Source organism: Streptomyces himalayensis subsp. himalayensis (assembly GCF_013778455.1).
Classification (GTDB): domain Bacteria; phylum Actinomycetota; class Actinomycetes; order Streptomycetales; family Streptomycetaceae; genus Streptomyces; species Streptomyces himalayensis.
In genome coordinates, this window is record NZ_JACEHE010000010.1 from 212,123 (window position 1) to 236,802 (window position 24,680).

Sequence of the window (24,680 nt, forward strand, 5' to 3'; positions counted from 1 at the left end):
CGCAGAGGGCGTGCGCGGGTCGCTGTGTGCGGGGCGCGGTGCGCGGGCCTCAGATGGCGTACGCGCCCGGCCATGGGCCCGGCATCGGCACCTCCGGCTCCTCCTCGACCTTGGTCTCGAACAGAGTGAAGCCGCGCCGGAGGTAGTTGTCCATAGCGTGCTCACCGTCCTTGCTGCAGGTGTGCAGCCACACACGCTTGGTCGGCGCACGACCCGGCCACCGCTCGGCCAGGTCCCAGGCGCGTGCGACGCCGTGGCTGAGCAGATGGCCGCCGAGCCGACGTCCGCGGAACGCCGGGATCAGTCCGAAGTAGACGATCTCGACGGCTCCCTCGTCCTGGGCTTCGAGCTCCACGTATCCGGCGGGGGTGCCCTTCTCGTACGCGACCCAGGTCTCCGTCCCCGGCCGGTTCAGGACCTCCTGCCACTGGGCGTACGTCAGGCCCAGCCGGTCCGTCCAGCGGATGTCCCCGCCGACCGCCGTGTAGAGGAACCTGCTGAACTCGGGTGAAGGCACCTCGGCCCGCACGATCCGGACGTCCCCCTCCGGAGCGGCCGAGGGCCGCAGATCGGACGGAGAGGTCTGCTCGAGGGACCACGTGGTGACAGTGATGCTCATGCGCGCCAGGGAACCATGTGACCGCCCCTCGCTCCAAAGCGGACGCGGCAGCGTCGTGGAGCCCGGTTCACGGATGGAGGAAGTGTGGCGAAGAGCACACGCCGTCGACACATACGCGGCGACCAGCGGTGGTCCGCCGCGTCGCGCCGCCCCGACATCCATTGGCCAAAGGTCGTTCACCGGGGCGGGGGCAAAACCGTGAGCGGGGGGAAGCTTGGGCGTAGGGTGGTCCGCCTTGGGGAGAGATGTACCGCCTGGGGTGGAGGGGGGCAGGGCATGGCGGGCGAAGCCCGGATCCTCATGGTCGACGACCACGAGGGCAACCTCTTCGCGCTGGAGAGCGCCCTGACTCCGCTGGGCCTCCCGCTCGAGCGAGCCACCGGCGGCGACGAGGCCCTCAAGATCATCCTGCGCGGCGGCATCGGGCTCGTCCTGCTGGACGTCGTGATGCCCGACGTCAGCGGCCTGGACGTCGTGCGCTACATGAGCCGCCTGGAGCAGACGCAGGGCATCCCCGTCATCCTCCTCACCGGCCTCGGGCATGACTCCCAGATCTCGACGGCGGCCCTGCAACTCGGCGTCGCCGACTTCGTCGTCAAACCGGTCGACCCCTGGGCACTGCGTATGAAGGCCCGCTACCTGTATGCGGCACACCAGCGGATGAGGTCGCTGGAACAGGAACTGGTGACACTGCGCGGACGGAACGGGAAGGGGACGGGGGCCGAGGGCGCGGCGGTGTCCGGCCCTGGCCCCCGCCCCGGGACCGGCTTCGGGGCCGGGACGGGGTCCGGCTCCGGGACCGGGACGGAGCCCGGCTCCCGGACAGGGTGCGGCACCGAGGCCGAGGCCGAGGCCGAGGCCGAGCCCGGAGCGCCGACGGCGAAGCCGAGGCCCGCGGCGGCGGTCCGCCCGGGCGGGGTCGGCTGAGGCATCGGGCGCGGGCATCGGCTGGTCATGCCGGCCGAAGGCGTCGAGCGGTGCCCGAAGATACCCGCTCGGGCTCGCGCCGCCTCTGAAGCGCTTGCGCCCGCTGACGATGACGTCGGTGGCCCGACGTGGCACCGGCCAGGGCCGGGAGGGTGTCCATGGGCGGCGCTCGTCGGCCCAGATGATCGGGGCGTCACGACTCGTGGGAGCCCGAGTGGGCGGTCAGCGTGTCGTCGCGCGGGTGCTGCGCACCGCAGGGGCCGTCGAGTGCGGCAGCAGATGTGCCGGGTGGTTCGGTGTGATCACCTTGACGTCGACGTCCTCGCGGAAGCGGTACGGGCGGTGGGCGAGCAGGGGCCCGAGATAGCGGCGGACCCGGGACAGCTCCGCGCGTACCGTCACCTTGCGCGCCGGATCACCGAACATGTCCTCGGCGAGCGCGGACGCACTGCGTCCGGCCCGGTTCGTGGCCAGGAGGTAGAGCAGCTCGGCATGGCGGGGGCTCAGCTCGTGCGACCACGTGCCCGCGCCGCCCGTCACCGTCACCGACCAGCGGCGGGCGTTGCTCACATCCAGCACGATCCGGGTGGGGCTCTCCGCCTCCGGCTCCTCCACAGCCCGTACGAGCCATCCGCCCGGCAGCGGCTCCACCGTGCAGGTGCCGAGCGACGGCAGCCACGTACGACCGGCGGAGAACGATCTGGGCAGAGCCAGCCGGCGCACGGGCGGCATCCCGGTCACCGCCGACGTCCAGCCGTGCACGTCGACGGCGAGGGCGCGTCCGGTCATCCGGGCCAGCATCGGCGCGGCCACCGAACGCAGCCGGTCGAGCGACGACAGATGCAGATGGCGCAGCTCGGCCTCGGCGAGCCGGGTCACCGAGGTGACCAGCGCCAACGTCGCCGGATGCATGGTGTCGAGCGGACCGCTGATGTCGATGACCCCCAGCAGCCGGCCGTCCCGCGGGTCGGTGAGCGGCGCGCCGGTGCACGTCCACGAGTGATGCGTACGGACGAAGTGCTCCGCCGAGAACACCTGCACGGGCCGACGCGCGATGAGCGGCGTGCCGATCCCGTTCGTACCGACGACGTCCTCCGACCACTCCGCGCCGACCTCGAAACCGTGCCCGTCGGCCTTCCGCAGCACCGAGGCGCTGCCCTCCCGCCACAGGACGCGGCCCTCGCCGTCCGCCACGACCATGATGTGCTGTGCGGCGTCCGCGACCGAGACGAGCCCTTCCCGCAGGACCGGCAGGACCTGCGCGAGCGGTGAGGACCTCCGGCGGTGCTCGATCTCCTCCACGGAGAGCAGCCCCGTACGGAAGTCGTGGTCGGGGTCGACACCGCTGTGCAGCATGCGGTCCCACGACTCGCCGATCACGGGACGCGGGACCAACGGCGGCTGCTGCCCGGAGAGCGCGGCAGCGCGCACACCCTTGAGCAGCCGCGTGGCCTGGGCCGCGTCCATGGCGGCGAGCCTGACCAGGTCGATCGTCGGAGTCGTCACCGGATCCTCCCCAAACCGCCGACGCCCGGATACCGAGGGTTGTGCACCCGCTACACATCCTCCCCTCTCGGCGCCCTGAAAGGGCGTCAGCGGGCGGATACGTTGCAACCTTCTGCAACTCTGGCGAACGGCCGCCGGGTGCCGGAAGCTTGGGACTGCTCCTGGGAAAGGAGCCACGGCTGCGGGGGTGGTGCGGTGTCGGCGCGGCACCACCCCCGTGACACCGTCACCCTGCCTGTGGCCCAACCCGCGACGGCGCCCTCAGCCCACCGGCCGCGACCGAGCCTTCAGCTCACCGGCCGCGCCCCGCGACCTCAGCCCACCGGCCGCGCCCTCTCCACCACCGAGCCCAGGTCCAGACTGTGCGGCAGCGTGCCGAAGGCCGTGCCCCAGTCGCCCCCCAGGCGTGAGGCGCAGAACGTGTCGGCGACCGCCGACGGGGCGTACCGCACCAGCAGCGAGCCCTGCAGCACCAGCGCCATGCGCTCCACCACCCGCCGGGCGCGGGCCTCGATGCCGTCCAGGTCGGCGAGTTCGGTCAGGAGGTCCTTGATGGCGGCGTCGAGGCGGTGGTCCGCGCCGCGGGCCTGGCCCACCTCCTGCAGGAAGGCATTCAGCGCCTGCGGCTCGCGCTGCAACGCCCGCAGGACGTCAAGGGCCTGTACGTTCCCCGAGCCCTCCCAGATGGAGTTGAGCGGCGACTCGCGCAGCAGCCGGGGCATGCCCGACTCCTCCACGTAGCCGTTGCCGCCGAGGCACTCCAGGGCCTCGGCCGCGACCGGCGTGCAGCGCTTCGTCACCCAGTACTTGGCGGCCGGCACCGCGATTCGCAGGAACGCACGTTCCTGCTCGCTGCCGTCGTCATACGCCGCGGCAAGCCGCATCCCGAGCGTGGTCGCGGCCTCCGACTCCAGCGCCAGATCGGCCAGTACGTTGCGCATCAGCGGCTTGTCGATCAGCTTGCCGCCGAACGCCTCGCGGTAGCTGCAGTGGTGCACGGCCTGGGCGACGGCCTGGCGCATGATCGCGGCCGCGCCGAGTACGCAGTCGAGGCGGGTCGCCGCCACCATCTCGATGATGGTGCGCACCCCGCGCCCCTCGTCCCCGACCCGCTGCGCCCACGTCCCGTCGAACTCGACCTCGCTCGACGCGTTCGACCGGTTGCCGAGCTTGTCCTTGAGGCGCTGGATCGCGAACGGGTTGCGCGTCCCGTCCTCCAGGACGCGCGGAACGAGAAAGCACGTCAGGCCATCGGGCGCCTGCGCCAGTACCAGAAAGCCGTCCGACATCGGAGCGGAGCAGAACCACTTGTGTCCGGTGAGTGTGTACTCGCCGTCCACCGCGAGCGGCCGCGCGGCAGTCGTGTTCGCCCGTACGTCGCTGCCGCCCTGCTTCTCCGTCATCCCCATGCCGAAGAGCACGCCGGCCTTCTCCGCGGCCGGCCGCAGCCCCTCGTCGTAGATGAGAGAGGTGAGCCGCGGCTCCCACGCGGCTGCCAGTTTCGGGTCCGTGCGCAAGGCGGGCACCGCCGCATGCGTCATCGACAGGGGGCAGCCGTGCCCCGCCTCGACCTGCGACCACACCACGAACCCGGCCGCCCGCCGCACATGCCCGCCGGGCCGCGTCCACGCCGCCGTCAGACCCGCCGAGACGCCCTTGGCGAGCAGCCGGTGCCACGACGGATGGAACTCGACCTCGTCGATGCGGTTCCCGTACCGGTCGTGGGTGCGCAGCTTCGGCGGGTTCTCGTTGGCGAGGACGCCCCACTCCTGGGCCTGCACGGAGCCCGCGGTCCGGCCGAGCCCCGACAGGTCCTCGCGTACCTCGTCGAGCAGCCCGGGATCGACATGTCGCTCGACCGCTTCTCCCAAGGCCCGGTCGGCCCCGAAAACGTCATAGCCCACCAGGGGCGGAGCCTGGTTGGTCACTGTGTGTGTGGTGGCTGCCATATCGATACGGTAAGGAGGTGCACCAGGCAAAAGAAACACCTGAACGGCCGTCCGGCCGTCTTCTCCGCGCCCGCGCCATGTACCGGAACATGTCCAAGCGCAGGACGGCCTGGTTGCTGATCAAGGACACCGTCGACTCGTGCATGGAATACCGGGTCCTCGGTCTTGCGGCGGAAGCGGCGTTCTTCACGCTGCTGTCCGTACCGCCGCTGCTGCTGAGCATGATCGGACTGCTCGGCTACGTCGACGACTGGACGGGCGCCGACACCATCGCCAGCCTGCAGACCAATCTGCTGGAGGCGTCCCGTACCGTCCTGTCCGACCGGGGCGTCAACGAGATCGCCCGGCCCATCCTCGAGGACGTGATGCGAGGCGGCCGCCCGGACGTCATCTCGATCGGCTTCCTCTTCGCCCTGTGGTCGGGCTCGCGCGCGGTCAACGTCTTCATCGACACGATCACCGTGATGTACGGCCTCGACGGGGTGCGCGGCATCGTCAAAACGCGGCTGCTGGCGTTCCTGCTGTTCATAATCGCGCTGCTGATCGGCTCGGTGGCGCTGCCGCTGATGGTGGCCGGGCCCGACGCGGTGCTCGAGCTCTTGCCGGTGTCCACGTCGGTCGTGCAGATCCTGTACTGGCCGGTCGTGATCGTCCTGTCGATCGTCTTTCTGACGACGCTGTACCACGTGTCGGTGCCGGTGCGGTCGCCCTGGGTGGAGGACACCCCGGGGGCGCTGGTGGCGCTCGGGATGTGGGTGCTGGGCAGCTTCCTGCTGCGCATCTACCTGACGAACACGGTGGAGGGGCCGACCACCATCTACGCCTCGCTCGCCGCGCCCGTCGCCGTGCTGCTGTGGATCGGCGTCTCCGCGTTCGCGGTGCTGGTCGGGGCCGCGGTCAATGCCGCCATCGACCGGGTGTGGCCGTCGGTGGCGACGGCGACGGCACGTGCCGCCAACGAGCGGATGCGGGAGGCACAGGCCGCGGAGTACGTGGCCCGCGCCCAGGCGCGGCACGCCCACGACGACGATCCGGACGACCCGGGCATGCCCTCCGAGTTCCCGGAGCGCTGGTCGAAGTTCCTGCCGCCGGACGATGTGACCTCGCGGCTGCGGGCCCATGCGAGGACGCACACGAAGCCACACGCGAAATCGCAAGCGAAGCCAGAAACACGGAAGCCCGAAACACAGGGGCAAGCCGAGCCGGAAGTGAACCGGCAGACGCAGCCGGGAGTGAACGGGCAGGCCCAGCCGCCGACGGCGAAGAACGGCGAGGCGCCGCCGTGGCGGGAGCTCGGAGGGCGCTGAGGCCCGGGCACCCCCCGGCCCGGGCCCCACACCCGTCACGCATCAAGCCGAACCCGCAGCGGCCTCCTCTGCCGAGATCCGCGGCCTATCGGCCGCCGCCTTAAGGCGTGCCGTCGACGCCGGGTCGGACGGGCGGCGGGTGTGCCAGTCGGTGATCGCCTGATACGCGGCCGCGATCTCGAGGAGCCGGTCCTCCTCGTACGGCTGGCCGCCCAGGATCACGCCGACGGGCACGCCGTCGCCGTCGAAGCCGATCGGGAAGCCGATCTCCGGCAGACCCAGGATGTCGAACGGGACGGGCCCCGTCTGCAGCAGTACGTCGCACCCGTCGTCACCGAAGATGCCGTCGAGGACCTCCCGCAGCAGATGGTTCTTGGCGCGCTGCGCCGTGATCCACTCGTCGCCGGAGAGCATCAGGCCCTGGAGCCAACTGAGCAGAGAGACACCGAACTTGGTCGGATCGGTGCGCAGCCAGTGGCGGAACGGCTCGGTCCGCTCGGCCAGCCGCGCGGCGTTGAACGTGCCGGTCAGCAGCGCCCAGTCCGCCGGATAGGTGACGTCCACAAGCGTCACGCCCGGGATCGCGTCCAGCGCGTCGAGGAACGCACCGCGCAGCTCCTTCCGTGCGCTCAGGAAGTCCGCCGGTACGCCGATCCGGGTGGCCCGGCGCATGTGTACCGCGCCGCCCCGCGAGGTGACGGGGGTCGCGGCACGGACGAGGTCGGGCACGTCCGGCAGCCCGAGCGTGCGCGGGTCCGCCGCGTCAGGACCGGCCATGACCTGGAGCATGATCGCCGCATCCATGGCGTCCCGGGCCAGCGGCCCCGCGTGGTCGCGCGTGAACGACAGCGGAATCACGCCGTGCAGCGAGACGCGCCCCATGGTGGGCTTCAGACCGGTCAAATTCTGCTGGTTGGACGGCAGCACGATGGAGCCGCCGGTCTGGGTGCCGATCGACGACGACGCCAGACGCGCCGCCACGGCGCACGCGGGACCGGTCGACGAGCCGCCCGGGTCGACGGCCGGATCGTCCGGAGTCCAGGCGTTGACGGTCGTGACCGTGCCGTTCGGCTTCGTGGCCCGCGTCGTGGCGAGCGGTCCCATCTGTCCCTTGCCCAGCACGATCCCGCCCGCCCCCGTCAGCCGGGCCACGGCCGTGGCATCCTCGTCCGGGACGAAGTCCTCGAAGACGTACGAGTTGCAGCGGGTCGGTACGCCGTTCGTGAAGTAGTTGTCCTTGATGCACAGGGGGATGCCGCTGAGCACGCCTCCCGGCCCCTCGCCGCGGTCGGCCCTCCGCGCCGCCGCCAGCGCGGCATCGCCGGTCACCTCCGCGTACGCCTGGTATGTGGCGTCGTACCGCTCGATCCGCTCCAGATACGCCTGCATCAGATCGGTGGCCGTCAGCTTGCCGCGCCGCATGAGCACGACAGCCTCGGCGAGCGTCGCTTCGGACGGGTCGCTCAGGGCTGCCGGCCGGACGTCGACTGGGATGTCCCTGGGGTCGATGCCGGAGGCTCGTGATGCCGACGCCGCTGCCGGGGACGAGGCGGCCAGCGCGGGGGTCGTCCCCAGAGCGACGGCACCGCCCGCCACCGCGGCCGAAGATGCCAGGAACACCCGGCGGTTGAGAGCGCGACTCATCGCTCGCCCGCCTTCCCCGTCCAGGCCTCCGTGATGGACGGGTACAGCAGTGGCGGCGAGGCCTGCTGCGCGTACGCGGGGGTCTGCCCGGCCGGGGACCATCCGGCGATGGCCCCGGGCGTCGACGCGACGAACGACCGCAGCGAGGCGAGCACTTGGTTCCGGGTCGGCACCCCGGTCTCCGGGTCGGGCTGCTCCGGAAGCAGCGCCAGATCGAATCCGGCCAGCGCGAGCCTGGTCCGTATGTATGCGTCGAGCTGCTCCTGGGTGGGCGGTTGTACCTCGCTCAAGGCGGTCCTCCGTGGTCGGCGTACGGGTGCGGATACGGACACGTGTACGGGTGTGAGCATGGACACGTGTGCGGGACACCGGGACTCCATCACCGGCCCGTGAAGACCCCATTGAGCCCGTGCTTCACGGGAGTTACAGGGTCCGGGGTGCATTCCGCGGGCTCCCGGCGGGGGGCCGTCTCCTTCCGGGCGGTGGCCCGTGGCCGGTCGCCGGCGGCGAGGAGTGACCGGCGCGACTGTCATCACCCGCCGAAAGCGGGGCAAGCCCTCCGTACGATGACGGTGTCCGCCGGGCGGTCAGGCCGGTGGGCGCGACGGTCACCGATCTCACCGGAACGAGGATCATGAGCAGCAGCACGCACTACGACGTCGTCGTCCTCGGCGCGGGCCCCGGCGGCTACACCGCCGCCGTCCGCAGTGCCCAGCTGGGACTGCGCACCGCGGTCGTGGAGGAGAAGTACTGGGGCGGGGTCTGCCTGAACGTGGGCTGCATCCCGTCCAAGGCCCTGTTGCGCAACGCCGAGTTGGCGCACATCTTCACCCGCGAGGCGAAGACCTTCGGTATCCGTGTGGACGGCCAGGTCAGCTTCGACTACGGCGAGGCGTTCCAGCGCAGCCGCACCGTGGCGGACGGCCGCGTCAAGGGCGTCCACTATCTGATGAAGAAGAACGGCATCACGGAGTACGACGGCCGCGGCACGTTCACCGACCCGGGCACCCTCCAGGTCGCCCTGTCGGCCGGCGGCACCGAGACGGTCACGTTCGACCACTGCATCATCGCGGCGGGCGCCGAGACGCGGCTGCTGCCCGGCACCTCGCTGAGCGACCGCGTGGTGACGTACGAGGAGCAGATCCTCACCGACTCGCTCCCCGAGTCGATCATCATCGCGGGCGCGGGTGCGATCGGCGTCGAGTTCGCGTACGTCCTGCACAACTACGGGGTCCGCGTCACGATCGTCGAGTTCCTCGACCGGATGGTGCCGACGGAGGACGCCGACGTCTCCAAGGAGCTCGCCAAGCACTACCGCAAGCTCGGCATCGAGGTCCTCACCTCGACCCGTGTCGACGCCATCGACGACAGCGACCCCAACGCCAAGGTGCGGGTCACCGTCACCGGCAAGGACGGCGCGCAGAAGATCCTGGAGACCGACAAGGTCCTCCAGGCGATCGGCTTCGCGCCGCGCGTGGGCGGCTACGGCCTGGAGAACACGGGCGTACAGCTGACCGACCGCGGTGCGATCGACGTCGACGGGCGCGGCCGCACCTCCGTCCCGCACATCTTCGCCATCGGCGACGTCACCGCGAAGCTGATGCTCGCGCACGCCGCCGAGGCCATGGCCGTCATCGCCGCCGAGACCATCGCGGACGCGGAGACGATGGAGGTCGACTTCACGATGATCCCGCGCGCCACGTACTGCCAGCCGCAGATCGCCAGCTTCGGCTGGACCGAGGCGCAGGCCCGCGAGCAGGGCTACGACGTGAAGGTCGCCAAGTTCCCGTTCACGGCCAACGGCAAGGCCCACGGCCTCGGCGACCCGGTCGGCTTCGTCAAGGTGATCAGCGACAACAAGTACGGCGAGTTGCTCGGTGCCCACCTCATCGGCCCCGAGGTGACCGAGCTGCTCCCCGAGCTGACGCTCGCCCAGCAGTGGGATCTGACGGTCCACGAGGTGGCCCGCAACGTGCACGCGCACCCGACGCTGGGCGAGGCGGTGAAGGAGGCGATCCACGGCCTCGCCGGTCACATGATCAATATGTGATGCCGCGGGTGGCGTCGGCATCCGGCGCCCACCCCGCCTCGGTGCGGGTTCCCGCGGCAGCCCTCAGCTCGTGGGAATCCACACCCGCATCGCCCCCTCCTCCCGGTTCGCCCACGCGTGGTACGGCACCGCGGTCAGACGCACACTGCTGCCGTCGCTGCGGCGCCGTCCCTCGGCCGTGACCACAGTGACGCCGCCGAGGAGGTCCGGGCGGGCGTCCGCCGTCAGCGAGGCGGCCGGGGACAGGGTGACGTCGTCGAGGCGTACGCCCGCCTCCTGGTCGACGCCCTCCAGGCAGTGCACGAGCGGGCCCCGCTCGATCGCCACGCAGCCGCGCACCGCGTCCGTGCGCGGATCGGGATGCGTGATGCGGGGGGCCATGGCCAGATCCAGGACGACCGTGTCGCCCGCGGACCAGCGGTGGCGGACGCGGACCCAGCCATCGCCCGACTCGGCGGGCGCTGCGCCGTCCGGCAGCATGACCGCGAACTCCCTGCACCAGGAGGGCAGCCGCAGAGACAGCGTCCAGTCGCGGTCCGCGGGCGCCTCCTCGACGGTCACCGAGATCCGGCCGCTCCACGGATAGTCGGTCTCGACCCGCACCGTCCCGCCCCCGGCGGCGTACAAGCCCGTCGCGTACTGGTGAAGCTGGGCACCCTCGGCGTCGCCGCTGGCCACGTAGTGGGGGAGCGACGCCAGCAGCCGCATCACGTTCGGCGGGCAGCAGGCGCAGCGGAACCACGGGGTGCGGCGGGCCGCCTGGTCGCCGGGGCGCGCGTCGTAGTCCTCGCGCACCTGGAGCGGGTTGACGTACAGCCAGCGGTCGCCGTCCAGGGCCACGCCGGACAGGAAGCCGTTGAACAGCGTGCGCTCGACGAGGTCGGAGTACTTCGCCTCGCCGGTCAGCAGCGCCATCCGCCAGGACCACTGCACCGACGCGATCGCCGCGCACGTCTCGGCGTACGCGCGGTCCGGCGGCAGCTCGTACGGGTCCCCGAACGCCTCGCCCTCGTAGCGGGAGCCGACCCCGCCCGTGAGGTACGTCTTCGTCTCGACCATGGCCTGCCACAGCCGCTCCATCGCGGCCCGAAGCTCCGGATCACCCGTCTCCGCGGCCAGATCGGTGGCACCGGCGAGCAGATACAGCTGACGCACGGCGTGGCCCGCCACGGTGCGCGCCTCGCGTACGGGCACGTGGTCCTGCCAGTAGGCCTGGCCCGGGTCGAGGTCGTGCCCGCGGTCCACGCCGGAGTTCAGCACGCCGTGGCCGCGCCGGTCCACGAAGTAGGAGGCGAGGTCCAGCCAGCGCCGCTCGCCGGTCTCCCGGTACAGCTCCACCAGCGCCGTCTCGATCTCGGGGTGGCCGTCGATCCCGTCGATCTCCTTGTCCGGGCCGAACACGGAGTCGATGAGCGCGGCGAACCGCACCGCGACGTCGAGGAGTTCGCGCCGCCCGGTCGCCCTGTGATGGGCCACGGCCGCCTGGACCAGGTGGCCCGCGCAGTACAGCTCGTGCCCCCAGCCCAGCTCCCGCCAGCGCAGCTCCGGGTGCTTCACCTGGTAGAACGTCTGCAGATATCCGTCGTCCTCCTGTGCGGCCGCGAGCAGGGACGTCAACTCTCTTACGTCGGCGGCCAGCTGGGTGTCGGAGGGGTTGTCGGCCAGCTGCCAGGACGCCGCTTCCAGCCACTTGTGCACATCCGAGTCCTGGAACTGGAAGTCCCCGGTGAAGGTGCCCTTCCCATCGGCCGCGGCCCGGAGGTTGGCGAGATTCCCCGCCTCCTCCAGCTTCGCCGGACCCTGCGGAATGGACACCTCGGCATTGGTACGCCGGCGGGCTGCCCAGAAACCGCCCGTGATGCGCGCCTCGGTGGCGGGGTGCAGCGTGGTGTGCGCTGTGCCGGTGAGACGGACAGGCCCCGCCCCCGTGGTCGTGCCGGTCACCGTGCTCATCCGTATCAGCCCTTCATTCCGGCCGAGGCCATTCCCTCGACGAAGTACCGCTGTGCGAAGACGAAATGCCGCGGCGCGAAGACCGAATGCCGCTGTGCGAAGAGGAACACCGCTCTGCGAAGAATAAGTACCGCTGCCCGAAGAGGAACAGCGCGGTCAACGGCACCGCGGCGAGTGCCGTGCCCCGTCCGGGGCGGGAGCGGTGCCGGTCATGCGGCGCCGTCCGTGGCCGGTGCGGAGGGTGCGCCGGCCCCCGACGGTCGTGCCTCCACCACTCGCAGGTCGCGCACCGAGTCGCGGATCACCACATGGGTGCCCAGCAGGAGGTGTTCGTCCGGACCGTCCGGATCGCGGCTGAGGGCCGTGCGTACGGCGAGGCGGCCCAGTTTCTCGTACGGGACGTGGACCGTGGTGAGGGCCGGGTGCAGATCGCGGGCGAAGGGGATGTCGTCGTATCCGGCCAGCGACACGTCGCCCGGCACGTCGAGGCCGGCCTCGTGCAGGGCGGTCAGCGCACCCGCCGCCACCATGTCGGTGGTGGCGAAGACGGCCGTGAACTCCAGCCCGTCCGCGAGGGCCCGGCGCATGCGGCGGTAGCCGGAGTCGCGTGTGAAGTCGCCCGGCAGCCGGAGCGCCGGATCGGGGTCCAGGCCCAGCGTGCGGTGGGCCTCGGCATAGCCGCGGGCGCGGCCCTCCGCGGCGGAGTTTCCCGCCTTGCCCGCGAGCAGCAGGATGCGGCGGTGGCCGCGGGCGAGGAGGTGGGCGCACACGGCCTGGGCGCCGCCTTCGTTGTCGTACTCGATGACGGTGACCGGCGCCGCGTGCCCGAGCGGCGGGCGCCCGCACAGCACCAGCCGTGAGCCGACCGATCGCAGGGACTCGGCGATTCGGGTCATGTCGTCCTGGTACTCGGGGGTGTCGGTCGCGCCGCCGACCAGGATCACCGCGGCGGCCCGCTGCGCCCGCATCATCTCGATGAACGCGAGCTGCTGTTCGGTGTCGCCTTCGGTGCTGCACACCAGGCAGAGGTGGCCGAGCCGGGTGGCCTCGCGCTCCACACCGTGTGCCATGTGCGCGAACGACGGGCCCGTGATGTCGTCGAGGACGAACGCCAGTGTCGGGGTGCCGGCACCGGCGACGGCCTTGGCGCGTGCGTCGGCCACATAGTCGAGGTCCCGCACGGCCCGCATCACCCGGCTCCGGGTGGCCGTGCTCACCGGATAGTCGCCGCCGAGCACGCGGGACACCGTGGACGCCGACACCCCGGCCCGGGCCGCGACGTCCCGGATCGTGTGACGGCCCTCTGTCTGGGCGCTTCTCCTGGTCATGGGCCGGCTGACTCCCCCTTTTCACCCCGCGAGAACCATGACGAGGCGGCCAACCACAGTGACGAGGCGGCTCGGCAACCGGTTCCCGAAACGGAGGCTAGCAGCGGGGGCCGCAGCGGACGAGAGGTGCGGGATCTCGAAAGTTTTCCGGCCCGTGCCGAGGCGTATTGTGCGGAACGATCGACCTCCGACAACCGGCCACCACGTAGCAACCGGTTGTTACAGGGCGGTACGGGACGTGTGGGGAGCTCCGGGCCGGACGGACGCCGTCAGGGCGGCGAAGCCGCGGTTCAGGAGCTCGTCGGCTTGGCGTACTCGCCGAAGCCGGTCCAGTCGACGGCCACGCAGGGTTCGTCGCCGACCACCAAGGCGTCGTGGCCCGGCTCGATGACGAAGAGATCGCCGGGGCCCGCCTCGACGCTCTCGCCGTCGTCCATGACGATCTTCATCCGGCCGCTCACGACGTAACCGGTGTGGCTCGCCTGGCAACTGTCGGTGCCGACAATGGGCTTGATGTGCTTCGACCACTGCCAGCCCGGTTCGAACACTCCGCGGCCGACCAGACCGCTGTCCGTGCTGACCAGATCGACCCTGCCCTTGCCTTCCTCGAAGCGGCGGGTCTCGTCCGGGGAGTCGAAGTTCTTGCAGACGATTCCAGCCATGATCAATGCGCCTCCCGGTGCGGGAGAGGGCGTCCCCGAGTCCACTTCCAGGCTACGTCGCGGGGTGTCGCCCACGGCCTGCGGTAGGGGACGCTCCGGGCACTCTCCGAACCGTTCGGCATCCGGCCGGTCATACCTGGTGCGCCTGCGGTCGCCGCCTGCCGATCGCCTCGGCCAGGGCCGTGATCGCGTCGGGCCCCACCCGGCAGCAGCCCCCGATGAGGCGGGCGCCGGCCCGCTGCCAGCCCGTCACCTGCTCGGTGGTGTACGTCGAGCGGCCGGTCCAGGCCCGTGCTTCGGCGTCCCAGACCTCGCCGCTGTTGGGGTAGACGACGACCGGCTTCCCACTGACCCGCGCGGCGGTCTCGACCGCGTGCTCCACATCGTCCGGGGCGCAGCAGTTCACGCCGACCGCGATGACCTCGTCCGCGTCGGCCGCGAGCGCGAACGCCGCGTCGAGCGGCTGACCGGCCCGGGTCCGGTCCCCGGCCACGCTGTACGAGAGCCACGCCGGTACGCCGAGGCCCCGCACCGCCCGCAGCAGCGCCCGCGCCTCGTCCGCGTCCGGGACGGTCTCCAGCGCCAGGACGTCGGGCCCGGCCGCGGCCAGCACCTCGAGCCGGGGCCGGTGGAACCGCTCCAGTTCGTCGACGGTCAGCCCGTACCGCCCGCGGTACTCCGAACCGTCCGCCAGCATCGCCCCGTACGGGCCGACGGACGCGGCCACCCACAGCTGCCGGTCGACCGGCTGCCGTCCGACGCCCCCGGCCTGCGCGCGCCGGGCGGCCTCGCGGCCCAGCTCGACACTGAGCGCCAGGAGTTCGGCGGCCCGCTCCCGCCCGATGGCGCGCCGTGCGAACCCCTCGAACGTCGCCTGATAGCTGGAGGTGATCGCCACATCGGCGCCCGCCTCGAAGTAGCCGAGGTGCGCCTCGACGATCGCCGCGGGATCCTCGGCCAGCAGCCGCGCCGACCACAGCTCGTCGCTGAGGTCGTGACCCGCGGACTCCAGCTGGTTGGACATGCCGCCGTCGAGCACCACGGTCCCGGCGGCGAGGGCTTCGGCCAGGGTGGTGTTGCTGGTCATGCGATTGACGGTAGTCGAGCCGGAGCAGGAATCCACACCGCATTGTGTCCACTAAATGAACAGATCGCCCGCTATGTGAAACGTCGGGATATGATCATGCCCCTCCCCGTCCGGCTCGGCAAGGCGGGGTGCCCGGCTTCGGCGTGTGGGCGGTGGCGGTGCTCGGCGCGGTCCTCATCGCCTGCGACTACACGGCGGGCCCGGACACCACCTTCCGCGTCCTCGTCCTGATCACGACGCCGCCCACCCCTCACCTCGCCGCCGCGTGCCGCCCGCCGCCCCGCCTCTGCGCGCGCCTGCGCCTGAAAGCCGGGAACAGCAACCCGCCCAGCAGCAGCGGTATCAGCGTCAGCGGCCACCACGCGCGCGTGCTGCCGCCGTCGTCCTTCGCGGTCTCGGCCGCCAACGGCGCGTTGTCGGATCGCGCTGTGGCGGACGGCGTGGCGGAGGCGCGGGCCTTGGCCTTGGTGAGGACGACGTCGTTGCCGTCGCCGCCCCGGTAGCTGATGCGGTACTCGGTGCCCGCGAGCTTCACCTTGGCGCCCTCCCGGAGACCGGCGAAGGCGCCGGTGGTCTTCGCCTTGCCGGTGTGGGAGAGCAGGGTGATCTTCCCGGCCGGCTTCTCGCCCTCACCCTTCCCGGCCGTCACGTCGAGCTTCCCGGCGAGCTTGACCCGGCCGCCCACCTTGAGGGGCTTTCCGCCCGTACGCACGGCCAGCTCGCCGTCGGCACCCTGCGCGTAATCGCCGGTGATCGTCAGCGCCCCTTCGACCCGCCCCTCATTGGTCACCGAGCCCGCCACGGTGCCCTTCCCGGTGAGGGAGCGGCCGACCCGCAGCCCACCCCCCGCCGCTTTCCGCACGTCCAGGCGCGCCCCGGAAGCCGTGAGCCGGATCGCCTTGCTACGCGCCAGCGTGGTGTTCCCCGCGAGAGCGAGCGTGCCCTTGGTGACCGTCGTCGTGCCGGTATACGTCACATCGCCGCTCAGCGTCGTCGTGGCGGCGCCGGACTGGGTGAGGGAGCCGCTGCCGCTGATCTTGGACAGGACGAGCGGCTTGGCCGTGTTGCGGAGCACCAGCGAGCCGTTGTCGACGACCTTGTAGAGGTCGCCCTTTGTGTACAGTCCGCTGTCGCCGCCCTTCTTGCCACTGCCAAGCCGCAGTACCGCGCCCTTTTCGATGGTCGTCGAGCCGTTGTAGTACTGGACGGCGGCGAAGGTGACGTCGTTGCCGCTGATCCCCTTGATGACGATGTCCCCGGCACCCGGCGCGGACAGCGTGTCGTGGAACAGGCCGCCGCCGATGGGGGCGCCGAGCGTCACGGGTCCGTTGTAGGCGAAGGTGAGCAGGGAACGGGAGCGGGCCGCCAGCAGGTTGATGTATACGGTGTCCGCGGTCCCCGGCATGAAGATCTTGTTCGTGGTGCCGTCGCCCCACTGCACGTTGGCGCCCTTGATGTTGGTGCCGCGTTTGTTGACGTTCTTCCGCGCGGGCGTCCAGTTCAGGGCCGGGTCGCTGAGCGAGGCATTGGTGTCGCCGCCCTGGTTCGACCAGCTGTACTGGCCGGTGAGTACGACCTTGCTGCCGGGCCGGGACTGGACGTTGATGTCGCTGCCGTATTCGCGCTGGTAGAAGTCCATGCCCATGGTGACGGTCTGGCCGAGCGGGGTGTCCACGGTCCAGGTGCCCTGGTTGAGCACCTTGCGGACGTTCGGGAGCGACGTCGCGAACTCGGGCCGTCCGGCGTTGACCTGCGTGCCGTTGTCGATCACCCCGGAGAAGGAGTGGGTGCCCGACAGGTCCCAGGTGCCCCAGAGGAAGCGCGGCTGGGTGATCAGCCCTGAGCCGCTGATGGTGCCGAGGTTGTAGGCGCTCTTCAGGGAGAGCCGCAGGGTGCCGTCGACCCGGATGTTGTCCTGGTTGAGCCGGAACGCCGGGGTGTCGTACGGGAAGTGGCCGATCAGCCCGGTCGTGCCGCCGTTGCCGTACTGCAGGGTCGCGCCGCGCTCGACCGTGACCGCGGGCGGGTCCGGGTTGCTCGTGGTCACGTACGGATGGTTGCCACCCTGCGTGGTCACCTTCTGCCGCTGCCGGGACTTCGGGAGCGTGAAGTCGCTGTCCTTGGTGAGGACGAGCGTCCCGTTGCCGCGCACGGTGAGCGTGCCCTCGCCGCGGAACACCCCGTCGTACGTGGTTGTCCCGGTCGGCACGGTGACGACCGCGTCGCCGCCGAGCGTCACATCGCGGTCGGCGAGCACCGCAGCCGTCACGTCCTGTGCCCCTGCGGGCGCCGCCATCGCGTACGGTGCCGTGCCCACCACGTTCGTCGTCACGACGATCGCCGCCAGGGCCCCTACTCCTGCTGCTGCCTTACGGGCATTGCTCTTCACACTCCGGAGACGGGGCCACGCCCCACCGATAACAGAAATCTGCGAAAGGAATCTGCACAGCATCGTCGCTTCCGACCCGTTGACCTGCCCTTAACCCGCCCGTACGGTTTCGGCGTTCGGAATGACAGATGCGGTTCGGGATTTCGAACCGCGGGGTGTGAGGAGACGCGCGTAATGGAGCGCAACGTGCTGGGCAAGGCCGCCTGGCGACTGCTGCCTTTCCTGGGGCTGCTGTATGTGATCGCATACATCGACCGCTCGAACGTCGGCTTTGCGAAACTGGAGCTCCAGGCCGAACTCGACGTCAGCGCCACCGCCTTCACCCTGGGACAGGTCTTCTTCTTCACCGCGTACGCACTCTTCGAGGTGCCCAGCAACCTCATGCTGCACCGCGTCGGCGCCCACCGGTGGATCGCGCGCATCCTCGTCACCTGGGGCCTCGTCACGGTCGCCACCACGCTGGTGCACACCACATGGCAGTTCTACCTGGCGCGCTTCGCGCTCGGCGCGGCCGAAGCCGGGTTCTTCCCCGGGGTGCTCTACTACCTGTCCCGCTGGTTCCCCGGCAGCCACCGCGGCCGCGCCATCGGTGCGTTCATGCTCGCGGCCCCCGCGTCGTTCATCATCGGCAATCCCCTCATGGGCGCGCTCATGGACCTCGACGGGACATGGGGCCTCGACGGCTGGCAGTGGGTGTTCCTCGCCACCGGCATCCCCGCCGTGCTGGTCGCCCCGCTCGTCCTGGCCCTGCTGCCCGCCGGCCCGGAGCAGGCGCGCTGGCTGGCCCCGGACGAGAAGCAGTGGCTGACCGACGTGCTCGCCGCCGACCAGGCGGAGGCGGGCGCACAGCCGCACCGCACCCTCGCGGTGCTCCGAGACCGCCGCGTCCTGACAGCGGCGGTGTTCTTCCTGGCGTTCCCGCTCTCCACCTACGGGCTGTCGTTCTGGCTCCCGACCATCATCGACGGGTTCGGTGACCTGACGGGCACTCAGGTCGGCTTCGTCTCGGCCATCCCGTACGTGTGCGTCGCCGTCGGCCTGGTCGTGGTGCCGCGCCTCGTGGCCCGTCATGACACCCCGTACGTGTGGATCGCAGCGATGCTCGCCCTGACCATCGCAGGGTTCACCGTCGCCGCGCTCTTCGGCTCGCCCGTCGTCCAGATGCTCGGCCTGTGCGCGGCCGCCGTCGGCGGCTACGCCGCGCAGCCCGCATTCTGGGCGCTCATCCCGCGTTTCCTGACCGGCGTGGCGGCGGCTGCCGGCATCGCCGCTGTCAACGCGGTCGGGAACCTCGGCGGCGGATTCGGACCGCTCGGCATCGCGGCGGTCGTCGACTCCACCGGCAGCGCACTCACCGGCCTGATGTTCCTGCTCGCGATCGCGGTCCTGGGGCTGCTCGCCGTCCCGCTGCTGCGCCGCGCGCTGACCCCTCGTGCTTCCGTTCCGACCACTCCCCAGCCGGAAAGGCAGACCGCATGAGCCACAGCGAAGTCCCCCGCCGGGAACCGGTGCTGAAGGGAGCCCCGGCCGTGGGCGCCTTCACCACCGTGCCGGCCGTCGGCGAGGCCGCCGCATCGCCGGCCGGCGCCGAGGGCGCGTCCTACGCCAACCCGCTCGTCCCCAACCGCGCCGACCCCCACGTCCACCGCCACACCGACGGCCACTACTACTTCACCGCGACCGCTCCCGAGTACGACCGGATCATCCTGCGGCGCTCCCGCACCCTGCGCGGGCTGACCGACGCCCCGGAGTCTGTGATCTGGAAGAAGCACACGACCGGTGACACGGGCGCGCACATCTGGGCGCCAGAAATCCATTACATCGACGGCAAGTGGTACATCTACTTCGCCGCCGCGCCCGCGGAAGACGAGTGGAAGATCCGCATCTGGGTCCTGGAGAACACCGCCGCCGACCCCTTCGAGGACAGCTGGACGGAGAAGGGGCAGATCACCACCGCCTGGGACACCTTCTCGCTCGACGCCACCACCTTCACCCACCGCGGCACCCGCTATCTCGCCTGGGCGCAGTACGAGCCCGGCATGGACAACAACACGGGCGTCTTCCTCTCCGCGATGGCGAACCCCTGGACACTGACCGGCCCGCAGATTCGTCTCACCACACCCGAGTACGACTGGGAGTGCATCGGACACAAGGTCAACGAGGGCCCGTCCGTCATCCAGCGGGGCGGCCGCGTCCTCATGTCGTACTCGGCATCCGCGACCGACCACCACTACTGCCTCGGCCTGCTCACCGCCCACGACGACAGCGACCTGATGGACCCGGCCTCCTGGACCAAGTCGCCGACCCCCGTCTTCACCAGCAACGACACGACGAAGCAGTACGGGCCGGGGCACAACTGCTTCACGGTCGCCGAGGACGGCCGCACCGACGTCCTCGTCTACCACGCCCGCCAGTACAAGGAGATCACCGGCGAGCCGCTGAACGACCCCAACCGCCACACCCGCATCCAGCCGCTCGGCTGGAACGCCGACGGCACCCCGGACTTCGGCATCCCGCTCGCGGACACCGCCGTCCACGGTGCTACTTCGCCCGCCACTCACTGAAGGAGAGCGCCTGAGATGAGACGTGCGTATGCGATCTTCCTCGCCCTGTGCTGTGCCGTCGCCGCCGCGTTAGCGACGGCCGGCCCGGCCTCGGCGGCACCGGGGACCATCACCAACGGCACGCAGTTCACGGACACGTCCGGCGCCGCCGTCCACGCGCACGGCGGCGGCGTCATCAAGGTCGGCTCGTACTACTACTGGTTCGGCGAGCACCGCAACGCCGACAACACCTTCCGGTACGTGGACGCCTACCGCTCCACCGACCTGAAGAACTGGGAGTTCCGGGGCCACGTCCTGACCCAGTCCACCGACCCGGAACTCGCCGTGGCCAACATCGAGCGGCCGAAGGTCATGTACAACGCGGCCACCGGCAAGTTCGTGATGTGGATGCACAAGGAGAACGGCTCCGACTACAGCGAGGCCCGCGCCGCCGTCGCCGTCTCCGACACCGTCGATGGGAACTACACCTGGCAGGGCAGCTTCCGCCCCCTCGGCCAGCACATGTCCCGCGACATCACAGTCTTCGTCGACACCGACGGCACCGGCTACATGATCTCCGCGGCGCGCGAGAACTACGACCTGCACATCTACCGGCTCACCGCCGACTACACCGGTATCGAGAGCCTGGTCGCCAACCCCTGGCCGGGCGGCCACCGCGAGGCCCCGGCCCTGTTCAAGCGGAACGGCGTCTACTTCATGCTGACGTCGGGCGCCACCGGCTGGAGCCCCAACCAGCAGCAGTACGCCACGGCCACGAACCTCGCCGGTCCCTGGTCGGCGATGGCTAACACCGGCGACTCCACGGCATACGGCTCGCAGACGACGTACGTCCTGCCCGTGCAGGGGAGTTCAGGCACCTCGTATCTCTACATGGGCGACCGCTGGGGCAACTCCTTCGGCGGGACCGTCAACGACTCCCGCTACGTCTGGCTGCCGCTGACCTTCCCGACCTCCACCTCGATGTCCATGTCCTGGTCCCCGGAGGTCACCGTCGACACGGCAACCGGGACCGTAACCGGCACGAGCGCCACGTACAACACGCTGATCGCCCGCCACTCCTCCAAGTGCGCCGACGTGACCAGCCAGTCGCTGTGGCAGGGAGCCCAGATCAAGCAGTACGACTGCAACGGCGGCAACAACCAGAAGTACTGGTTCAAGTCCGTCGGCAGCGGCTACTACCAGCTGATGGTCCGGGGCAGCTCCCTGTGCGTGCAGGAGAACGCCACCACGGTCACGCAGGAGAACTGCAACGCCTCCGCGACCAGCCAGCAGTGGTCGCTCACCACCACCGGCTCCTACGTCAACGTCATATCCCGCGCGACCGGCGAGTGCCTGGACGTGAACGGCGCGTCCACCGCCAACTCCGCCGCGATCATCACCTACACCTGCAACGGAGGAACCAACCAGCAGTGGACGCGCGGCACATGACAACCGCTAGAGCAGCAGGTCGATCGCGTCGACCGACGTGCCCGCGCTGAGATAGCCCGTCGATCCCGAGCCGCTCACCACGTTGATCTTCAGGGTGTTGTACTGGCTGGTGTCCGTCCTCCAGGCACTCGCCGGGATGCTGTAGGTGAACGTGTGGTTGTTGCCCCGGTACGAGCCGCAGGTCAGGGACCGCGTGCTCGGCTGGGTGGGCGGTGAGGGGATCGCCGACGTCCATGCGTCGTTGACGACGACCTGCGGCCGGCCGTTCGAGAAGGCCGTCGTCACGCCGATGCGCAGGGTGTGCGCGGCGGCGGCCTGCGCCGCGGTCAGCTTGAAGTAGACGATGATCCCGCTGTTGACGTCCTTCCAGAGGTAGCAGGGGAAGGCCGACGTCTCACTGCCGCTGCCGATCACCACGTTGCCGGTCCAGGAGGCGGCCCGGGCGTCGGACGGATGCGCGTACGTCATCAGCTCGGCGTTCTTGAAGCCGCTCGGGGTGCCGTTCCAGTCGCCGATCCGCCAGATGGCGCTCGCGTTGCCCGGGTCGTTGGAGGACGGGATGGTGAGCGTGTTGAGGGTGGTCGTGGCGCCCGCACTCACCGTCACGGACGCGGTGTGGACGGCGAGTTCGCCCTTGTAGACGGTGAGGGTGTACGTGCCCGGCAGCACACCTCCGATGGAGAAGTAGCCGTCCGAGGCGCGGGCGGAACCCCAGTACTGGGCCGCCGAGTTGGCCAGCCCCACCGTGTACGGGTACGACGTGTTCCGGCCCGCGATGCCGACGCCCGCGACCCTGCCCCGCCCGCTCGCCGGTACGTACCCGGAGATGCCGAGCGAGTCCGCCCACGGGGTGGTGAGGGTGCCCGGGAACAGCGACGAGGAGGGCGCGCTGCCGTCCGTGAAGGCGATGACGTACGGGCCCTGGAGGCCGAACCGCTGGGCATCGGTCTGGCTCTGGGCGTAGTACAGGATCTCGTACAGGCCGCCGCCGTCCGCGCTCTGGTGGCGTAGGAGGGAGCGGTAGAAGGGACCGCCGGAGGCCTTCTCGTGGTTGCTGCGCACGATCCACAGGCCGACGCCGCCGGAGGACCAGCCGATGTGGTCGTAGTCCATCACCCGGCGCTTGGAGTAGTGCTTCGAGCGGGTCTGGCCGTCGGACTTCGCGAACACGTCCGAGGCCTCGATGGTGCTGTTCGTGTACGTGTAGGAGTCGGGCTCGTCGTTGAGGAACAGGCCCTTCTTGACGCGCAGGATGTAGCGGGTCGCCGACACCGACGAGTCGGCCTTGTTGGTCCACAGGTAGACGTTGTTCTCGCCGCTGCGGGCCGCGTAGTAGTGCTTGAGCGTGCCGTAGGCGACGGAGACGAGGATCGTCGAGCCGGACTGCTTGATGCTGACCGTGGAGCTGCCGAGGCCTGACTCGATGTGCGAGTTCATGCCTCCGTAGCCCTGGTACTCCGTGCCCTTGTAGACCAGCGATGTCAGGTCGCCGTTGTTCTTGCTGACCTTGAAGACGAGGTTGGCGCCGGTGTCGATCACGTAGTTCGAGCCGTCGTCGGACCAGCCGAAGGTGGCGGCGCTCGCCTGCTGCGCGAGGACGGTGCCACCGGTGACGGCGGCACCGGCTGCCGCTCCGGCGCCGATGATGAACTTCCGGCGGCCGACGCGGCGATGGGACGGCGGTGTGGGGTGGCGGTCGGACGGCGGCGAGGGCTGCTGCTGCGACACGGTGGTGCTCCTTGGTGCTGGGGGTGGGGGGTGGGCGTGACGATCTGTGGTTGCCGTCGGACGTGAAGAGGTTGCCGGGGCGCGAAAGGTTGCCTGTCGGATTTGGCCGCTTCACCCTCTAGAAAGCGCTTGCTTCCGGGGCGTATGGTCCCGGCGAAGGATCTGTCATGCCCATTCCGCTGCCCGAGCCGCCCGAGCCGCCCGAGGAGACAGCCATGCGCCGAGCCGGTACCGCACTGCTGGCCACCCTGACCGCCGCAACCGCGCTGGGAGCCGCGCCCGTCGCCCATGCCGATGCGGATGTCGATGCCCAAGCCCAAGCCCAAGCGCGCGCGATCGCGCCCGACTGCACCGGCACCGCACCCGTCGTGTGCCACGCCGACGTCGCCCCCGGTACCTACACCGTGATCGTCACCCTTGGCGGTGACGAGGCGGGCAGCACCTCCGTCACCGCCGAGACGCGCCGGACGCTGCTCGCCGAGACGGCGACGGCGGCGGGGGAGAAGGTCAGACGCACCTTCACCGTCGACGTCCGCACCCCCGAGGGCGAGCCCACAGGCCCGGCCGGCAGCCCGGGACTCGATCTGTACCTCGGCGGCGCGTCACCGAAGCTCGACTCGCTCAAGGTGGTCCCGGCCCCGGGGACCCCGAAGATCGTTCTGGTCGGCGACTCCACCGTCTGCGACCAGCCCGGCGACCCGTACTCGGGATGGGGCCAGCAGCTGCCGCAGTATCTGCGGCGCGGCATCGCGGTCGCCAACTACGCGGATTCCGGGGAGGGTTCACAGTCCGTACTGGACAATCCGGCGCTGTTCCCTGCCGCCCTGGAACGCGTACGCCATGACGACCTGGTGCTGATCCAGCTCGCGCACAACGACAAGCAGACGCCCCGGGACGTCTATCGCGCCAACCTCACCACCATGATCGAGTCGGTGCGCGAGCGTGGCGGCACGCCCGTGCTCGTCACGCCCATCGTGCGCCGCTGGTTCAACTCGGACGGCACCCTGAACAACGGCACGGCTCTGCTCGTCAACGGCCTCGGCGTCGACCTACCGGCTGAAATGCGGTCCCTGTCCGCCGAGTTGGACGTTCCGCTGATCGACCTCACGGCACTCACCAAGCAGCGCGTCGAGGAACTGGGCCCCGAGGCGTCCAAGGCGCTGTACCTCTACAACGAGAAGCGCGACAACACCCACACATCGGTGCGCGGCGCCACCGAGTACGCGACGCTGGTGCTGGGCGAACTGCGCGCCCAGCACCTGGTCGACGACAGGGTTCTGGCTCCGGGCGCCATCGCGGAGTAGCCGGCCCCCCTGCCCCCTGAGCGGCGGGACGCGAACAGCCCTCCACCTGGACGGCACCTCAACTTCTCATCAGGCCGTCCAGGATTAATTTCACTTTGAAGAGATATCTCCCCATTCGGCTCACCTTTCGCGGGTGTCACATCCATTACAGCTGTCTCCTCTATTCCGCCTGTTACGGAACTATCGGGAGCAGGTGCCGCCGCGATGCCGCGAGATTGGGGTAAAAAATCACTAT

At 70.4% G+C, this 24,680-nt stretch carries 18 protein-coding genes; 7 read left to right on the top strand and 11 right to left on the bottom strand.

Going from position 1 to position 24,680, the window contains the following annotated elements:
• Positions 1-49: 49 nt before the first annotated feature.
• Entirely contained in the window at positions 50-619 is a 570-nt protein-coding gene (locus tag H1D24_RS18490; protein WP_181658706.1) for a GNAT family N-acetyltransferase, read from the bottom strand.
• A gap of 276 nt (positions 620-895) precedes the next feature.
• Here H1D24_RS18490 and H1D24_RS18495 point away from each other — a divergent pair, with 276 nt between their 5' ends.
• Entirely contained in the window at positions 896-1,546 is a 651-nt protein-coding gene (locus tag H1D24_RS18495; protein ID WP_181658707.1) for a response regulator, read from the top strand.
• Between the two features lie 222 nt (positions 1,547-1,768).
• Here H1D24_RS18495 and H1D24_RS18500 read toward each other — a convergent pair whose 3' ends face one another.
• Together H1D24_RS18500 and H1D24_RS18505 are read right to left on the bottom strand one after the other, a co-directional pair.
• Positions 1,769-3,013 (bottom strand): GAF domain-containing protein, encoded by a 1,245-nt coding sequence (locus H1D24_RS18500; protein WP_181658756.1) that lies wholly within the window; start codon positions 3,011-3,013, stop codon positions 1,769-1,771.
• 353 nt (positions 3,014-3,366) lie between these two features.
• The gene (locus H1D24_RS18505) at positions 3,367-5,001 is read right to left on the bottom strand and encodes an acyl-CoA dehydrogenase family protein (RefSeq protein WP_181658708.1); all 1,635 of its coding nucleotides are present in this window, start codon (positions 4,999-5,001) and stop codon (positions 3,367-3,369) included.
• A 77-nt stretch (positions 5,002-5,078) separates the two neighbouring features.
• Between H1D24_RS18505 and H1D24_RS18510 the strand changes: the two genes are divergently transcribed.
• Positions 5,079-6,308 (top strand): YihY/virulence factor BrkB family protein, encoded by a 1,230-nt coding sequence (locus H1D24_RS18510; RefSeq protein WP_220136913.1) that lies wholly within the window; start codon positions 5,079-5,081, stop codon positions 6,306-6,308.
• Between the two features lie 42 nt (positions 6,309-6,350).
• On the opposite strand, the gene H1D24_RS18515 is transcribed toward H1D24_RS18510, so the two are convergent.
• Together H1D24_RS18515 and H1D24_RS18520 are read right to left on the bottom strand one after the other, a co-directional pair.
• Positions 6,351-7,952: an amidase gene (locus tag H1D24_RS18515; RefSeq protein ID WP_181658710.1), complete on the bottom strand. Its 1,602-nt coding sequence runs from the start codon at positions 7,950-7,952 to the stop codon at positions 6,351-6,353.
• Positions 7,949-8,242, bottom strand: a complete 294-nt coding sequence (locus tag H1D24_RS18520; protein ID WP_181658711.1) for a hypothetical protein — start codon at positions 8,240-8,242, stop codon at positions 7,949-7,951. The genes H1D24_RS18515 and H1D24_RS18520 overlap by 4 nt, the downstream gene beginning before the upstream one ends.
• Before the next feature lie 344 nt (positions 8,243-8,586).
• Here H1D24_RS18520 and lpdA point away from each other — a divergent pair, with 344 nt between their 5' ends.
• Positions 8,587-10,002, top strand: a complete 1,416-nt coding sequence (gene lpdA / locus H1D24_RS18525) for a dihydrolipoyl dehydrogenase (RefSeq protein WP_181658712.1) — start codon at positions 8,587-8,589, stop codon at positions 10,000-10,002.
• A gap of 63 nt (positions 10,003-10,065) precedes the next feature.
• Here the strand turns inward: lpdA and H1D24_RS18530 are convergent, their stop codons facing one another.
• From H1D24_RS18530 to H1D24_RS18550, 5 genes are all read right to left on the bottom strand, one after another.
• Positions 10,066-11,955: a glycoside hydrolase family 127 protein gene (locus tag H1D24_RS18530; RefSeq protein WP_181658713.1), complete on the bottom strand. Its 1,890-nt coding sequence runs from the start codon at positions 11,953-11,955 to the stop codon at positions 10,066-10,068.
• Positions 11,956-12,164: 209 nt separating this feature from the next.
• Positions 12,165-13,283: a LacI family DNA-binding transcriptional regulator gene (locus tag H1D24_RS18535; protein WP_181658714.1), complete on the bottom strand. Its 1,119-nt coding sequence runs from the start codon at positions 13,281-13,283 to the stop codon at positions 12,165-12,167.
• 290 nt (positions 13,284-13,573) lie between these two features.
• On the bottom strand, positions 13,574-13,945 hold the full coding sequence (locus H1D24_RS18540) for a cupin domain-containing protein (RefSeq protein WP_181658715.1): 372 nt from the start codon (positions 13,943-13,945) through the stop codon (positions 13,574-13,576).
• A 130-nt stretch (positions 13,946-14,075) separates the two neighbouring features.
• On the bottom strand, positions 14,076-15,032 hold the full coding sequence (gene mmuM, locus H1D24_RS18545) for a homocysteine S-methyltransferase (RefSeq protein ID WP_181658716.1): 957 nt from the start codon (positions 15,030-15,032) through the stop codon (positions 14,076-14,078).
• A 250-nt stretch (positions 15,033-15,282) separates the two neighbouring features.
• The gene (locus H1D24_RS18550; RefSeq protein WP_309484369.1) at positions 15,283-17,421 is read right to left on the bottom strand and encodes an autotransporter-associated beta strand repeat-containing protein; all 2,139 of its coding nucleotides are present in this window, start codon (positions 17,419-17,421) and stop codon (positions 15,283-15,285) included.
• A 174-nt stretch (positions 17,422-17,595) separates the two neighbouring features.
• On the opposite strand from H1D24_RS18550, the gene H1D24_RS18555 reads away from it, so the two are divergent.
• Genes H1D24_RS18555 through H1D24_RS18565 form a run of 3 tightly spaced genes read left to right on the top strand, consistent with a single transcriptional unit; the run spans position 17,596 to position 21,413 of the window.
• A complete protein-coding gene (locus H1D24_RS18555) occupies positions 17,596-18,900 on the top strand; it encodes an MFS transporter (protein WP_181658718.1) in 1,305 nt (434 codons plus the stop codon).
• The gene (locus tag H1D24_RS18560) at positions 18,897-19,985 is read left to right on the top strand and encodes a glycoside hydrolase family 43 protein (RefSeq protein WP_181658719.1); all 1,089 of its coding nucleotides are present in this window, start codon (positions 18,897-18,899) and stop codon (positions 19,983-19,985) included. The genes H1D24_RS18555 and H1D24_RS18560 overlap by 4 nt, the downstream gene beginning before the upstream one ends.
• A gap of 15 nt (positions 19,986-20,000) precedes the next feature.
• Positions 20,001-21,413 carry a family 43 glycosylhydrolase gene (locus H1D24_RS18565; RefSeq protein ID WP_181658720.1) on the top strand — a complete coding sequence of 471 codons (1,413 nt, stop codon included), beginning with the start codon at positions 20,001-20,003 and terminating at the stop codon, positions 21,411-21,413.
• Positions 21,414-21,419: 6 nt separating this feature from the next.
• Here H1D24_RS18565 and H1D24_RS18570 read toward each other — a convergent pair whose 3' ends face one another.
• Entirely contained in the window at positions 21,420-23,141 is a 1,722-nt protein-coding gene (locus H1D24_RS18570; protein WP_181658721.1) for a rhamnogalacturonan lyase B N-terminal domain-containing protein, read from the bottom strand.
• 167 nt (positions 23,142-23,308) lie between these two features.
• On the opposite strand from H1D24_RS18570, the gene H1D24_RS18575 reads away from it, so the two are divergent.
• Positions 23,309-24,445: a rhamnogalacturonan acetylesterase gene (locus H1D24_RS18575; protein ID WP_374064258.1), complete on the top strand. Its 1,137-nt coding sequence runs from the start codon at positions 23,309-23,311 to the stop codon at positions 24,443-24,445.
• Positions 24,446-24,680 lie beyond the last annotated feature (235 nt).